At 73.0% G+C, this 14,214-nt stretch carries 15 protein-coding genes; 14 read left to right on the forward strand and 1 reads right to left on the reverse strand.

Going from position 1 to position 14,214, the window contains the following annotated elements:
- The first annotated feature begins 25 nt into the window (after window positions 1–25).
- From KPL57_RS41415 to KPL57_RS41435, 5 genes are all read left to right on the forward strand, one after another.
- Window positions 26–688, forward strand: coding sequence for an ATP-dependent Clp protease proteolytic subunit (locus KPL57_RS41415; protein WP_226356687.1), 663 nt, complete (start codon window positions 26–28; stop codon window positions 686–688).
- Between the two features lie 170 nt (window positions 689–858).
- Window positions 859–2,148, forward strand: a complete 1,290-nt coding sequence (gene clpX / locus KPL57_RS41420; RefSeq protein ID WP_226355872.1) for an ATP-dependent Clp protease ATP-binding subunit ClpX — start codon at window positions 859–861, stop codon at window positions 2,146–2,148.
- Window positions 2,149–2,283: 135 nt separating this feature from the next.
- The gene (locus tag KPL57_RS41425; RefSeq protein WP_226355873.1) at window positions 2,284–3,666 is read left to right on the forward strand and encodes an OFA family MFS transporter; all 1,383 of its coding nucleotides are present in this window, start codon (window positions 2,284–2,286) and stop codon (window positions 3,664–3,666) included.
- A complete protein-coding gene (locus tag KPL57_RS41430; RefSeq protein ID WP_157818505.1) occupies window positions 3,663–3,809 on the forward strand; it encodes a hypothetical protein in 147 nt (48 codons plus the stop codon). The genes KPL57_RS41425 and KPL57_RS41430 overlap by 4 nt, the downstream gene beginning before the upstream one ends.
- Before the next feature lie 66 nt (window positions 3,810–3,875).
- Window positions 3,876–5,420, forward strand: a complete 1,545-nt coding sequence (locus KPL57_RS41435) for an alkaline phosphatase (protein ID WP_226355874.1) — start codon at window positions 3,876–3,878, stop codon at window positions 5,418–5,420.
- A 435-nt stretch (window positions 5,421–5,855) separates the two neighbouring features.
- On the opposite strand, the gene KPL57_RS41440 is transcribed toward KPL57_RS41435, so the two are convergent.
- A complete protein-coding gene (locus KPL57_RS41440) occupies window positions 5,856–6,278 on the reverse strand; it encodes a PPOX class F420-dependent oxidoreductase (protein ID WP_226355875.1) in 423 nt (140 codons plus the stop codon).
- Window positions 6,279–6,359: 81 nt separating this feature from the next.
- Between KPL57_RS41440 and KPL57_RS41445 the strand changes: the two genes are divergently transcribed.
- From KPL57_RS41445 to KPL57_RS41485, 9 genes are all read left to right on the forward strand, one after another.
- Entirely contained in the window at window positions 6,360–6,875 is a 516-nt protein-coding gene (locus tag KPL57_RS41445; protein WP_226355876.1) for a hypothetical protein, read from the forward strand.
- 179 nt (window positions 6,876–7,054) lie between these two features.
- Window positions 7,055–9,691, forward strand: coding sequence for a valine--tRNA ligase (locus KPL57_RS41450; RefSeq protein WP_226355877.1), 2,637 nt, complete (start codon window positions 7,055–7,057; stop codon window positions 9,689–9,691).
- Between the two features lie 7 nt (window positions 9,692–9,698).
- Window positions 9,699–11,336, forward strand: a complete 1,638-nt coding sequence (locus KPL57_RS41455; protein ID WP_374203839.1) for a folylpolyglutamate synthase/dihydrofolate synthase family protein — start codon at window positions 9,699–9,701, stop codon at window positions 11,334–11,336.
- Window positions 11,333–11,743 (forward strand): DUF4233 domain-containing protein, encoded by a 411-nt coding sequence (locus KPL57_RS41460; protein ID WP_307799092.1) that lies wholly within the window; start codon window positions 11,333–11,335, stop codon window positions 11,741–11,743. Before KPL57_RS41455 ends, KPL57_RS41460 begins: the two co-directional genes overlap by 4 nt.
- Window positions 11,744–11,784: 41 nt before the next feature.
- Complete coding sequence (locus KPL57_RS41465) at window positions 11,785–11,985, forward strand: hypothetical protein (protein ID WP_226356689.1); 201 nt, start codon at window positions 11,785–11,787, stop codon at window positions 11,983–11,985.
- Window positions 11,982–12,374 (forward strand): type II toxin-antitoxin system death-on-curing family toxin, encoded by a 393-nt coding sequence (locus KPL57_RS41470; RefSeq protein ID WP_226355878.1) that lies wholly within the window; start codon window positions 11,982–11,984, stop codon window positions 12,372–12,374. Before KPL57_RS41465 ends, KPL57_RS41470 begins: the two co-directional genes overlap by 4 nt.
- A gap of 45 nt (window positions 12,375–12,419) precedes the next feature.
- On the forward strand, window positions 12,420–12,830 hold the full coding sequence (gene ndk / locus KPL57_RS41475; RefSeq protein ID WP_062404405.1) for a nucleoside-diphosphate kinase: 411 nt from the start codon (window positions 12,420–12,422) through the stop codon (window positions 12,828–12,830).
- Entirely contained in the window at window positions 12,827–13,351 is a 525-nt protein-coding gene (locus tag KPL57_RS41480) for a GNAT family N-acetyltransferase (protein ID WP_226355879.1), read from the forward strand. Before ndk ends, KPL57_RS41480 begins: the two co-directional genes overlap by 4 nt.
- A 77-nt stretch (window positions 13,352–13,428) precedes the next feature.
- A complete protein-coding gene (locus KPL57_RS41485; RefSeq protein WP_226355880.1) occupies window positions 13,429–14,205 on the forward strand; it encodes a hypothetical protein in 777 nt (258 codons plus the stop codon).
- Window positions 14,206–14,214: the final 9 nt, after the last annotated feature.

Here is a 14,214-nt window from a genome sequence, read left to right on the forward strand (position 1 = left end):
CTTCGACCCGCGCCACCCGGAGTCGATGACCGACCTGCGCGGCCCCGGCGGCTGGGCGCCGGACCCGGCCCGCTCCCGGTACGTGCTCCCGTCGTACGTGGAGCGCACCAGCTACGGGGTCAAGGAGTCGAACCCGTACAACAAGCTCTTCGAGGAGCGCATCATCTTCCTCGGTGAGCAGATCAACGACACCTCGGCGAACGACACCATGGCGCAGCTCCTGGTGCTCGAGTCGCTCGACCCGGACCGCGAGATCTCGCTGTACATCAACTCGCCGGGCGGGTCGTTCACGTCGCTGATGGCGATCTACGACACGATGCAGTTCATCCGCCCCGACATCCAGACCGTCTGCCTCGGGCAGGCGGCGTCGGCCGCGGCCGTGCTGCTGTGCGCGGGCACCCCCGGCCGTCGTATGGCGGTCGAGAACGCCCGCATCCTGATCCACCAGCCGGCCACCCAAGGCGTGTACGGCCAGGTGTCGGACCTGGAGATCCAAGCGGCGGAGATCTCCCGCATCCGCAAGCGGATGGAGGAGGTCATCGCGCGGCACTCGAACCGCTCCGCGGAGCAGGTGCGCGAGGACATCGACCGGGACAAGATCCTGACGGCCGAGGAGGCCAAGGAGTACGGCCTGGTCGACGAGATCGTGCAGAGCCGCAAGCTGTCCGGTACCGCCGGCGGCAAGTGACACCCGGGTCACCGGCGGCCGGTTCCGGCCGCCGGTGACCGCCCGGCGACCCGCCGGGGAACCGGACACCGCTTCCGGTCCCCGTGCGGGCCGCGGGCAGGTACCGTCAACCCGCACGGGGCGACGGGCGCGACGCGAGAACGCCGGACCAGGACTGGGGATCGACACCTATGGCACGCATCGGCGACGGCGGGGACCTGCTCAAGTGCTCGTTCTGCGGGAAGAGCCAGAAGCAGGTCAAGAAGCTCATCGCCGGCCCCGGCGTCTACATCTGCGACGAGTGCATCGATCTCTGCAACGAGATCATCGAGGAGGAGCTGGCCGAGGCCGGTGAGGTCAAGCTCGACGAGCTGCCCAAGCCCACCGAGATCCACGAGTTCCTCGACCAGTACGTCGTCGGTCAGGCCACCACCAAGCGCACGCTGTCGGTGGCGGTCTACAACCACTACAAGCGCATCCAGGCCGGCGAGCGCAGCCGTGCCGCGGGCGGCGACGCCTCCGACGGCATCGAGATCGCCAAGTCGAACATCCTGATGCTCGGCCCCACCGGGTGCGGCAAGACCTACATGGCGCAGACGCTGGCCAAGATGCTCAACGTCCCGTTCGCCATCGCCGACGCGACCGCCCTCACCGAGGCCGGCTACGTGGGCGAGGACGTCGAGAACATCCTGCTCAAGCTCATCCAGGCCGCCGACTACGACGTGAAGCGCGCCGAGACCGGCATCATCTACATCGACGAGGTCGACAAGATCGCGCGGAAGTCGGAGAACCCGTCGATCACCCGCGACGTGTCCGGCGAGGGCGTGCAGCAGGCGCTGCTGAAGATCCTCGAGGGCACCACCGCGAGCGTCCCGCCGCAGGGCGGCCGCAAGCACCCGCACCAGGAGTTCATCCAGATCGACACGACGAACGTCCTGTTCATCGTGGCCGGCGCCTTCGCCGGGCTGGAGCGGATCATCGGCGAGCGGGTCGGCCAGTCCGGCATCGGCTTCGGCGCCGACATTCGCTCGAAGAAGGACCTGGACTCCGCGGAGCGCTTCGCCGAGACCCTCCCCGAGGACCTGATCAAGTTCGGTCTGATCCCCGAGTTCATCGGCCGGCTGCCGATCGTCGCCTCGGTGACCTCGCTCGACAAGGACGCCCTGGTCAAGATCCTGACCGAGCCGCGGAACGCCCTGGTGAAGCAGTACCGCAAGCTGTTCGAGATGGACGGCGTGGAGCTGGAGTTCGCCGAGGACGCCCTCGACGCCGTCGCCGACCAGGCGATCCTGCGCGGCACCGGCGCCCGTGGCCTGCGGGCGATCATGGAGGAGGTGCTCCTCCCGGTCATGTACGACATCCCCAGCCGCGACGACGTGGCGAAGGTCGTCGTGACCGCGCAGACGGTGAAGGACAACGTCAACCCGACGATCGTCCCGCGCCAGCCGCAGCGCCGCGAGCGCCGCGACCGCTCGGCCTGAGCCGCCGCGAGAACCGACCCGACGCCGGTCCCACCAGCAGGTGGGACCGGCGTTGTCGTTTCGAGACCCGCTCGGGTTGCTGCACCCTTCCGCACTACTTAGCGTTGCTCCGTCAACATACGACGGAGGGGCGACATGTCCGGATTTCTCACGCGGGAGCGCATCGTTGCTCCACCCGGATGGAGCCGTTGGCTCGTCCCACCGGCAGCGCTGTCCATCCACCTGGCGATCGGCCAGGTCTACGCCTGGAGCGTCTTCAAGACGCCGCTGGCGAACGCACTCGACCTGTCGGGCGTCGCCACGGCGCTGCCCTTCACGCTCGGCATCATCATGCTGGGCCTGTCCTCGGCGCTGTTCGGCACGAAGGTCGACAGCAACGGCCCGCGCTGGGCGATGGTCGTCGCGTCGAGCTGTTTCGTCGCCGGGTTCCTGATCTCGGGTCTCGGCCTCTACGCCGAGCAGTACTGGCTGGTCGTGCTGGGCTACGGCTTCGTCGGCGGCATCGGCCTGGGCATCGGCTACATCTCGCCGGTCTCCACGCTGATCAAGTGGTTCCCGGACCGCCCGGGCCTGTCCACCGGCCTGGCGATCATGGGCTTCGGCGGCGGCGCGCTCATCGCGACCCCGCTCACGAACTCGCTGCTGTCGGCGTTCGGCGGCTCCGGTGACGGCGCCACCTCGGCCGGCATCGGGTCCACGTTCCTCACGATGGGCCTGATCTACCTGGTCTTCATGTCGGTCGGCTGGATCCTCATCCGGGTGCCCGCCGAGGGCTGGACGCCGCCGGGCTGGGACCCGTCGACGGCGAAGAAGAGCGGGATGATCTCGACCGGGAACGTCTCGGCGAACAACGCGATCCGCACGCCGCAGTTCTGGCTGCTGTGGGTCGTGCTGTGCTTCAACGTCACCGCGGGCATCGGCATCCTGGAACGGGCCTCGCCGATCTTCCAGGACTTCTTCGCGGAGAACGGGGCCACGGCCACCCTCGCCGCGGCGGCGGGCGGGTTCGTCGCGATCCTGTCGCTGGCGAACTCGGCCGGGCGCATCGCGTGGTCGTCGCTGTCGGACGTGCTGGGTCGGAAGAACATGTACCGCATCTACCTGGGCGTCGGTGCGCTGCTGTACCTGCTGATCACGCTGATCCCGAACCAGTCGCGGGCGCTGTTCATCGTCGCCGCGGTGCTGATCCTGTCGTTCTACGGCGCCGGGTTCGCCACCGTCCCGGCGTACCTGCGGGACCTGTTCGGCACCTACCAGGTCGGCGCGATCCACGGCCGGCTGCTGACGGCGTGGTCCACCGCGGGCGTCCTCGGCCCGCTGATCGTCAACGCGATCGCCGACGCGCGGATCGAGGCCGGCGTCGAGGGCCCGGCCCGCTACACGACCGCGTTCATCATCATGATCGTGCTGCTGGTCATCGCGTTCGTCTGCAACGAGCTGATCAAGCCGGTCGACGCGAAGCACCACGAGCCGTCCGCAGAGGCGGCCCGGACCCCGACCCAGAAGGAGACCGCGTGAGCAGCGTTGCCGAGACCGGCGGGTCGTCGACCTGGGGGCCGGTGCAGTGGATCGGGGCCGTCCTGGCCTGGGTGTGGGTCGGCGTCCCGTTCGCCTACGGGCTGTACGAGCTCGTCCTGAAGATCCCCGCCCTGTTCGGCTGAGTCTTCGCCCGCCGTTCACCCGTACGGTCCGGTTCGTGATCACTCGTCCGGGTTAGAACGGCGGGCGTGGCTCTCTCCCGACGCTCCCTGTTCCGCACCGCGGCCGCCGGCGGTCTCGCCGGCGCCGCGGCCCTCGCCCTGCCGGGGACGGGTGCGGCCGCACCCGTCCTGGTGCGCTCCGGCCGGCCGGTCCTGACCCACGGCGTCGCCGCCGGTGACGTCCGGCCCGGCTCCGGGCTCGTCTGGACCCGCGCCGACCGGCCGTCGCGGATGGTCGTGGAGGTCGCGGGCTCGCCGGACTTCCGGCGGGCGCTGCGGATCCCCGGCCCGGTGCTGACCCCGGACACCGACCTCACCGGGAAGCTGCGGGTCCCGGCGACGCGGGGACGGGTGCACTACCGCGTCGTCGCCGAGCCGCTCGACGGCGGTCCCGCGAGCGCGCCGCTGACCGGCTCCTTCCGGGCGGTCCCCGGGCGCGGCGAGCCGGTGCGGATCCAGTGGTCCGGCGACGTCGTCGGGCAGGGCTGGGGCATCGACCGCGCCACCGGCGGCATGCGGATCTTCTCCGCGATGGCCGACCGCCACCCCGACCTGTTCCTGCACTCCGGCGACACCGTCTACGCCGACGGCCCGCTCACCGAGACCGTCACGCTGCCCGACGGCCGGGTGTGGCGCAACGAGATGACGCCCGAGAAGGCGAAGGTCGCCGAGACCCTGACCGAGTTCCGCGGCCAGTTCGCCTACAACCTGCGCGACGACAACCTGCGCCGGTTCGCGGCCTCGGTCGGTCAGATCGTGCAGTGGGACGACCACGAGGTCACCAACAACTGGTACCCGGGGGAGATCCTCACCGGTGAGGTGGGGGAGAAGTACACCGAGAAGCGGGTGGACGTGCTCGCGGCCCGCGGGTTCCGCGCGTTCCACGAGTGGCAGCCGGTCGACCCGCGCCTCGCCGTCGACGGACGGGTGTACCGGCGGGTGCCGTTCGGCCCGCACGTCGAGGTGTTCGTGCTGGACATGCGCACCTACCGCAGCGCGAACTCCGCCAACACCGGCCGCGGCGAGCGGATCCTGGGGGAGGCCCAGGCCCGCTGGCTCGTCGACGCGCTCGCGTCCTCCCGGGCGACCTGGAAGATCGTCGCCTCGGACATGCCGATCGGGGTGCTGGTACCCGACGGCGACACCGCCTGGGAGGCCGTCGCCAACGGGGTGCCGGGGCCGCCGAGCGGGCGTGAGTCCGAGATCGCCGGGGTGCTCGCCGGGATCCGCCGGCGGAAGGTCCGCAACGTGGTGTGGGTGACCGCGGACGTGCACTACACCGCCGCCCACCACTACGCCCCCGAGCGCGCCGCGTTCACCGACTTCGACCCGTTCTGGGAGTTCGTCTCCGGCCCGCTGCACGCCGGTGCCTTCGGTCCGAACGAGCTCGACCCGACCTTCGGTCCGCGGGCGGAGTTCGTGCGCGGACCGTCCCGGCAGGGCGCGAGCCCGCTGGAGGGGTTCCAGCACTTCGGGGAGCTCGACATCGCCCCCGACGGGACGACCCTGGAGGTCCACCTGCGCGACCAGGCCGGCGCCTCCCTCTGGACCACCACCCTGCGCCGGACCTGACGACCGCGTCCGCACTCCCCGCGTGGCCGACAGCTGTGCGGCGCCACCGGGGGGTGCCCGCGGGAGGTGACCGGTGTCGTCGCCCGAACCCGCCACGTGGGACGCGGCCTCCTCGGCCCCGGGCCTCCTCGGCCCCCGGCTTCCGCGGGCCCAGAGGCCTCTGGCTTCCGCGGCCCCGGCCTCCTCGGCCTCAGCGGCTTCCGGCCTCCGCGACCGGAGCGCCCGTGGCGGTCCCCGGCGGCCCGCCGCACCCCGGCGGAGGTCGTCGCACCCTCCGCGGCGGGTGCGCCGACCCCCGTAGGGGTGCGACAACTCCTCCGGCCACGTCCACACCCCTTGGCGGGCGCCCACACCTGTTGCGACGGGTGTGGACGCCTGCCAGGGGGTGTGGATCCCGGCGGGTGCACGCGCGGGTCCCGGGGACGGAGCCGGGGGTCAGGCGGTCGCGTCGAGCTGGGCGATGACCTTGGTGGGGCGGATCCGGACGACCAGCTCGCCGGGGACGCCGTTGCGCCGGCCGAACTCCTCCGCACGGTCGGCACCCATGTAGCGGCCACCGAGCGCGGTCGCGGTGCGCAGCAGCTCGTCGGGATCCTGGCCGGTCTCGGCGACGCCCTGGACCTGCACGAACCCGTACGGGGGCTCGGGCAGGTCGGCGGTGAGCACGACGCGCGGGTCGCGGGCGATCGCCCGGCCCTTCGCGGTCGCGGCGCCGGTGTTGAACACGATCGCGTCGTCCTCGACGAGGAACCAGACCGGCGCGACGAGCGGGCGCCCGTCCTGCGCGGTCCAGCCGAGCATGCCGGTGCGGGTGCCGTGGGAGAGGAACGCGACGACCTCGGGGCTCAGAGCGGTCATGGGGCCGAGCCTAGGGCGCCGCGACCGGCGCCGGGGCGCGCCGCGGTGACGGCGGGGCCCGCCGCGGGGGAGGGTGTCGTCATGGACGACCTCCCACCCGGCACCCTGCTCGGCCGTCAGGTCGACGGCGTCACCTGCGGCCCGTCGGTGCTGGTCGTGACCGCGGTGCTGACCGGATCCGGGTGGCCCGGCGCCGTGGCCGACCGGTTCGCCGAGGCCCAGCGCACCGCGCACCGGCAGGCCAACCGGCTCTGGCCACGCGCCCTCGGCACCACGCCGTGGGGCATGCGGGCCTGGCTGCACCGGCACGCGCCCGCCGCGGGGCGCTACCGCGTCCGCCCGGCGACCGCGGGTGCGCTGGCCGGGGTGCGCGACGCCGGGGTCCCGGTCCCGCTGCTGGTCGGGTCCGGGTGGCTGCCGCGACACTGGGTGCTGGTCCTGCCCCCGTCCGACGACGGCCGGTGGCGCGTCTACGAGCCCGGCTCCGGCCGGGTGCGGGCCGTCGACCCGGAGCTGTTCGGGCAGGGGGACCCGGCCGCCGTCACCCGGCTGCTGGGGTGGCCGCGACCGTGGGCGGTGCTGCTGCCCGCCCGGTGATCGCCGGGAGTGGAGCGCCGGGGCGAGTCGGCCGCACCCGCGGCTCCGCCCCCGGCGATCACCGGGCGGTGGGCCGTGCGGGGGGTGCCCGTCCGGCGGGCGGCGACCCGTGTCCCGGTCGCGGGCACGAGGGTGCGGGGGCCGGAAATGCTGTCGGTGTCGACTCGTAGACTTGACATGTGACCGAGACCCTGCCAGCGCGTACCGCCGACCTGCCCGCCAAGTGGACCCCGGGCGAGGTAGAGGGCGACATGTACCGCCGCTGGGTCGACGCCGGGTACTTCCGGGCCGACCCGTCGTCGGACGCCGACCCGTTCTGCATCGTCATCCCGCCGCCGAACGTCACCGGCAGCCTGCACCTGGGCCACGCGATGGACCACACGCTGATCGACGTCCTGACCCGGCGCGCCCGGATGCAGGGGCGCGACGCGCTGTGGCTGCCCGGCATGGACCACGCCGGGATCGCGACCCAGTCGGTCGTCGAGCGGCGGATGGCCGCCGCGGGCGAGCCCGACCGGCACGCGATCGGCCGCGCGGCGTTCGTCGAGAAGGTCTGGGAGTGGAAGGCCGAGTCCGGCGGCTCGATCCTGGGGCAGATGGAGCGCCTCGGGGACGGCGTCGACTGGTCCCGCGAGCGCTTCACCCTCGACGAGGGGCTGTCGCGCGCCGTCGCCACCGTCTTCAAGAAGATGTTCGACGACGGGTTGATCTACCGGGCCGAGCGCCTGGTCAACTGGTCCCCGGCGCTGCGCTCGGCGATCTCGGACATCGAGGTCGACCACATCGAGACCGAGGGTGAGCTCGTCTCGATGCGCTACGGCGACGGGGACGCCTCGGTCGTCGTCGCGACCACCCGGGTCGAGACGATGCTGGGCGACACCGCGGTCGCCGTCCACCCCGACGACGAGCGCTACGCCGCACTGGTCGGCACCGAGATCGAGATGCCGATCACCGGGCGGATGATCCCGGTCGTCGCCGACGACTACGTCGACCCCGAGTTCGGCTCCGGCGCCGTCAAGATCACCCCGGCGCACGACCCGAACGACTTCGAGGTCGGCCGCCGGCACGACCTGCCGATGCCGACGATCATGGACGAGGCCGGCACCATCGCCGGGACCGGCACCCGGTTCGACGGCATGGACCGGTTCGAGGCGCGCGAGGCCATCCGCGAGGAGCTGCGCGCCCAGGGCCGGATCGTCGCCGAGAAGCGCCCCTACCTGCACTCGGTCGGGCACGACTCGCGCACCGGGGTCCCGATCGAGCCGCGGCTGAGCCTGCAGTGGTTCGTCAAGGTCGAGCCGCTGGCCCGGTCCGCGGGCGACGCCGTCCGCTCCGGCGAGACCGTCCTGCACCCGAAGGAGCAGGCCAAGCGGTACTTCGACTGGGTCGACAACATGCACGACTGGACCATCAGCCGTCAGCTGTGGTGGGGGCACCGCATCCCGGTCTGGTACGGCCCGGACGGCGAGGTCGTCTGCGTCGGACCGGACGAGCAGCCGCCGTCGGGCGAGGGCTGGCGCCAGGACCCCGACGTCCTCGACACCTGGTTCTCCTCCGGGCTGTGGCCGTTCTCCACGCTCGGCTGGCCGGACGAGACCCCGGACCTGGAGCGCTACTACCCGAACTCGGTCCTGGTCACCGGCTACGACATCCTGTTCTTCTGGGTCGTCCGGATGATGATGTTCGGGACCTACGTGATGGGGAAGGCCCCGTTCCGCGACGTCTACCTGCACGGGCTCATCCGCGACGAGCACGGCAAGAAGATGTCGAAGTCCAAGGGCAACGTCATCGACCCGCTGGCGCTGATCGACTCCTACGGCGCGGACGCGCTGCGGTTCACCATCGCCCGCGGCTCCAACCCCGGCACCGACATGTCGCTGTCGGAGGAGTGGGTCGCCGGGTCCCGGAACTTCACCACGAAGCTCTGGAACATCACCCGGTTCGCCCTGGCCAAGGGCGCCGACGCCAGCCTGCCGCTGCCCGCGGACGCCGACCGGACCGACGCCGACCGCTGGATCCTGGGCCGGCTCGCCGAGGTCCGCGCGCAGACCGACGAGCTGCTCGACGGCTACCAGTTCGCGAAGGCGACCGAGGGGCTCTACCACTTCGCGTGGGACGAGCTGGCCGACTGGTACGTCGAGCTGTGCAAGACCCAGCTCGACGACCCGGCGACCGAGCCGGGCACCCGGGCGGTCCTCGGGCACGTCCTCGACGCGCTGCTGCGGATGCTGCACCCGATCGCGCCGTTCGTCACCGAGGCGCTGTGGACCGCGCTGACCGGCGGCGAGACCGTCGTGACCGCGGCCTGGCCGACGGCCGAGGGCACCGGCGCGCCGGTCGACGCGGCCGCCACGGCCCGGGTCACCGACGCGCAGAAGGTCATCACCGAGGTCCGCCGGTTCCGCACCGAGCAGGGGCTGCCCGACCGCAAGGCCGTCGCCGCCCGCCTCACCGGCCTCGGCGACGCCGGGCTGGCCGCGCACGAGCGCGCGCTGCGCTTCCTGAACCGCCTCGACCCGGCCGGTGACGACTTCGCCGCCACCGCGAGCTTCGAGGTCGCCACCTCCGGCGGTCCGGTCACCGTCGAGCTGGACACCTCGGGGGCGATCGACGTCGCCGCCGAGCGGGCCCGGCTCGGCAAGGACCTCGCCGTCGCCGAGAAGGAGCGCGACCAGGCGGACAAGAAGCTGACCAACCCGAAGTTCACCGAGAAGGCACCGGCCGAGGTCGTCGACGGGATCCGTGCCCGGCACGCGACCGCCGTCGCCGACATCGACCGCATCACCGCGCGGCTCGCCGCGCTCCCGGAGGCCTGATCCCGCCGTGGCGAAGGAGTACGACGAGTTCGACGACTTCACCGAGGCCGACTCGCCGACCTACGGCGGCGACCGGTGGGCCGAGGGCGGGTTCGGCGACTCGCCCGACGGTGAGCCGTCCGGCGGCGACGCCGAGCAGGAGCAGGACGACGAGCCCGGTGGCGAGGACCGCTCCGACGCCCCCGAGGCGTCGGCTGCGGCGCCGGAGGACACCCAGGAGGCCCTGATCGCGGCCGTCCTGGACGAGATCCGCGGCGGGGGAGACCCCGACGTCGTCCCGGCCCAGTCCACGGTGACCGGCTACGCCGAGTTCCTCGCCGTCGACGCGGCGCTGGACCGGCGCTGGCCCGAGTCGGTGATGGAGCCGTCGCTGGAGCGGATGCAGGCCCTGTGCGACGCCCTCGGCGACCCGCAGCGCGGCTACCCGGTCGTGCACCTGACCGGCACCAACGGCAAGACCTCCACCTCCCGGATGGTCGACGCGCTGCTCACCGAGATCGGGCTGCGGACCGGGCGCTACACCAGCCCGCACCTGCAGCGCGCCACCGAGCGGATCAACCTCGACAACCGGCCCGTCACCCCCGAGCGCTATGTCGCGGCCTACCGCGAGGTGGAGCCGCTGGTCGAGCTCGTCGACGCCAAGCGCGGCGACGGGCCCGCGCTCAGCAAGTTCGAGGTGCTCACCGGGATGGCCTTCGCCGCCTTCTCCGACGCCCCGGTCGAGGCCGCGGTGATCGAGGTCGGGCTCGGCGGGCGCTGGGACGCCACCAACGTCGCCGACGCGCACGTCGCCGTCGTCCTGCCGGTGGGGCTCGACCACGCCGAGTACCTCGGCGACGACATCACCGACATCGCCCGCGAGAAGGCCGGGATCATCAAGGAGGGCTCCGTCGCCGTCCTCGCCGCGCAGGACCGGAAGGTCGCCGAGATCCTGCTGGCCCGCTGCGCCGAGGTCGACGCGCAGGTCGCGCGGGAGGGCGCGGAGTTCGGCGTCGTCTCCCGCGAGATCGCCGTCGGCGGGCAGCGCCTGGAGCTGCAGGGCCTGTCCGGCCGCTACGACGAGATCTTCCTGCCGCTGCACGGCGAGCACCAGGCGTCGAACGCGGCGGTCGCGCTGGCCGCGGCCGAGGCGCTCGTCGGCGCCGGCACCGCGCAGCCCCTCGACCCCGACGCGGTCCGCGCCGCGTTCGCCTCGGTCCGCTCACCCGGGCGGCTCGAGCCCGTCGAGGGCGGGCCGGACCGGCCGACCGTGCTGCTCGACGCCGCGCACAACCCGGCCGGGGCGACGGCGCTGGCCGCCGCGCTCGGCACCGAGTTCCGCTTCACCCGGCTGGTCGGCGTGATCGGGGTGCTGGAGGGCAAGGACGCCCGCGGCATCCTGGAGGCACTCCAGCCCGCGCTGCACGAGGTCGTCGTCACCACCAACTCCTCGCCGCGCGCCATGGACCCCGACGCGCTCGGTGCGCTCGCCGCCGAGGTGTTCGGCTCCGAGCGGGTCAGCGTCGAGCCGTCGCTGGCCGAGGCCGTCGAGCAGGCCCGTGAGATCGCCGAGGAGGCGGGCGGGTCCGGGGTCGGCGTCGTCGTCACCGGGTCGGTCGTCACCGTCGGCGAGGCGCGGTCGCTGTTCGGGAAGGAACCGGAGTGAGTGACGTGCCGGGTGTGCCCGAGGGTGTGCGGCCGCCGCCCACCGACCCCATGAAGGGCGCCCGCGGCGTGTTCGCCGCGACGCTGATCCTGGAGGCGATCGTCGTCCTCCTGGCGCTGCTGGTGCTCCCGCGCTTCGGCACCGGGTCGACCGCGCTCGGCTTCGGGGTGGTGGCGGGCATCGCCGTCGCCATGATCCTGGCGTCCGGGGTGCAGCGGCGGCCGTGGGGGCTCACCGCGGCGCTGGTGCTGCAGGGGGCGCTGCTCGTCGCGGCGCTGGTGTTCCTGTCGTCGCTGGTCGTGGTCGCGGTGGTGTTCATCCTCGTGTGGGCGGTCCTGGTCTGGATGCGGCGCGAGGTGGCCCGGCGGATGGCGGCGGGGACGCTGCCGTCGCAGCAGCAGGACTGAGTCCGGCGGTATCACTTCCGGCATCGTCCTCGGTCGTGGCCATGACCCTCCGCCTGACCGATGACGAGTCCGACGCCCTCCGCGCCCGGGTGGAGGCGGAGGGACGCTCCATGCAGGAGGTCGCGCGGTCCGCGGTCCGGGAGTACGTCGCCCGCCACGACCACGACGCCGACGTCGACCACGCAGCCGCATGGGTCACCACGAACTTCCGGGAGGCCCTCGACCGGCTCGGGCGGGCGTGACCCGGTACCTCTCCCTGGTCGACGTCCTGCGGTTCGCCCCGGACGCACTCGGCCAGGAGCCGGTGGTCCGCGACTTCGGTCTGCTCGAGTCCGCGCCGGCCCGGCCGGCGACCGTGCTGTTCGGCCGAGACGCCTATCCGACCGTCCACCTCAAGGCGGCCGCGCTGCTCCAGAGCATCTGCGGCAACCACGCCCTGGTGGACGGCGACAAGCGGCTGGCCTGGGCGACGACGGCGGTGTTCCTGGTACTGAACGGGCATCCGCCGCGGGTCGACCAGGACGCCGTGTTCACGTCGGTGGTCTCGGTGTCCGAGGGCAGTCTGCATGACCTTCCTGGGATCGCCGCCGCGCTGGCGGAGCTCACCGACGAGCCGGAGCCGCCGTCCTGACGGTGGGTGCCGGACCCCCACCGGGTCGTCGCTACCCTGTCGCGCGTGACTGAACGCACTCTCGTCCTGGTCAAGCCCGACGGCGTCGCGCGCAAGCTCGTCGGTGAGGTCGTCTCGCGCATCGAGCGCAAGGGCCTCGGTCTGGTGGCCCTCGACCTGCGCACGGTGGACCGTGAGCTGGCCGCCCAGCACTACGCCGAGCACGACGGCAAGCCCTTCTTCGAGGAGCTGCTGTCGTTCATCACCTCCGGCCCGGTCCTGGCCGCGGTCGTCGAGGGCCCCCGCGCCATCGCCGCCTGGCGGCAGATCGCCGGCGGCACCGACCCGGTGGAGAAGGCCACCCCCGGCAGCATCCGTGGCGACCTCGCCCTGGAGACCGGTTCCAACCTGGTGCACGGCTCGGACTCCCCGGAGTCGGCCGACCGGGAGATCAAGCTCTGGTTCCCGAACCTGTGACCGCAGGCGTCCCGGCCGTCCGCCGGGTCGTCGACCCCCACCCCGGCGCCGCCGCCGCGCTCGGTGACCTCTGGATCGCCGTGACCGAGGCCGGCGGCGCCGTGGACTTCGTGCCCGGCGCCGACCCGGACGAGGTCCGCGCACTGGCGGTCGAGACCGTCGACGCCGCCCGGTCCGGCGCGTCCCGGATGTTCGTGCTGGGGGAGGAGACCGCCCCGCTGGGCACGGTCTTCCTGGTCCCGAGCACCGGCATCGCCGCGCACCGCGCCGACGTGCAGCGCCTCATGGTCCGCCCGGACCTGCAGGGACGTGGTCTCGGCACGGTCCTGCTCGACGCCGCCGTCGCCCACGCCCGGGAGACGGGCCTGGCGATGCTGACCCTCGGCGCCCGCGGCGGCACCCCGCTGCCCGCGTTCTACGCCGCCCGCGGCTTCGTCGAGTACGGCAGGCTGCCCGGCGGGGTGCTGCTCTCCCCGGAGGACGCGCGCGACGTCCACCTGTTCTACCTGCCGCTCGGCTGACCCCCGGCCCGCGGGAAGATCGATTCCCCCCGACGGCCGGATGGCAGAGGCCGCCCCCGCGGTCCACCATGTGGGCCATGACCGTGCTCACCCCGCGCCCGACGACCGCGGACCTGGTCCGTGGAGTCGTCGTGGCGGTCCTGGCGATCCTGCAGGTACTCGTGTCGGCGTTCGGGGGGTCGGGGATCGGCGCCGTCGCGCGCGACTACGACACCCCGCTGCTGGCCGCGGGCTGGGCGTTCTCGATCTGGGGTCTGATCTACCTGGGCGTGCTGGTCTACGCCGGCTACGCCCTGCTGCCCGGCCAGCGCGGCCGCGAGGTGCACCGCCGCGTCGGCTGGTGGGTCGCGGCGACCGCGGTGCTCAACCCGCTGTGGATCGCGGCCTTCTCGAACCGGTGGGTGGTCACCGCCGAGGTGCTGCTGGTCCTGCTCGTCGTCGCGCTCGGTGTCGTCTACGGACGGCTGTCCCGCAGCGTCGCCGACGGCTGGGCGGAACGGCTGGCGATGCGGCTGCCGCTGGCGATCTACCTCGGCTGGTCCTCGGCCGCGCTGGTGCTGGGCCTGTTGGCGGCCGGAGTCGCGGTCGGGCTGCCGTCCGACGGGGTGCTCCCGCAGGTCGCGGCCATCCTGCTGCTCGTGATCCTCACCGCGGTCGTGCTGTCGGTCGTCGGTTCCACCGCCGGGTTCGCGGGCTTCGCCGGGGCGCTGTGCTGGGCGCTGCTCGGCATCGTGGCCAACGACCGGCCGATCGCCGTCACCGTCGTCGCGACGGTCGCGGCCGGGGTGATCGCGGTGCAGGCGGTGCGCCGGATCACGCGGTCGGTCCAGCCCGCCCGGCTGGCCCTGGGCTGAGCCGGCGGC

Source organism: Pseudonocardia sp. ICBG601 (assembly GCF_020496245.1).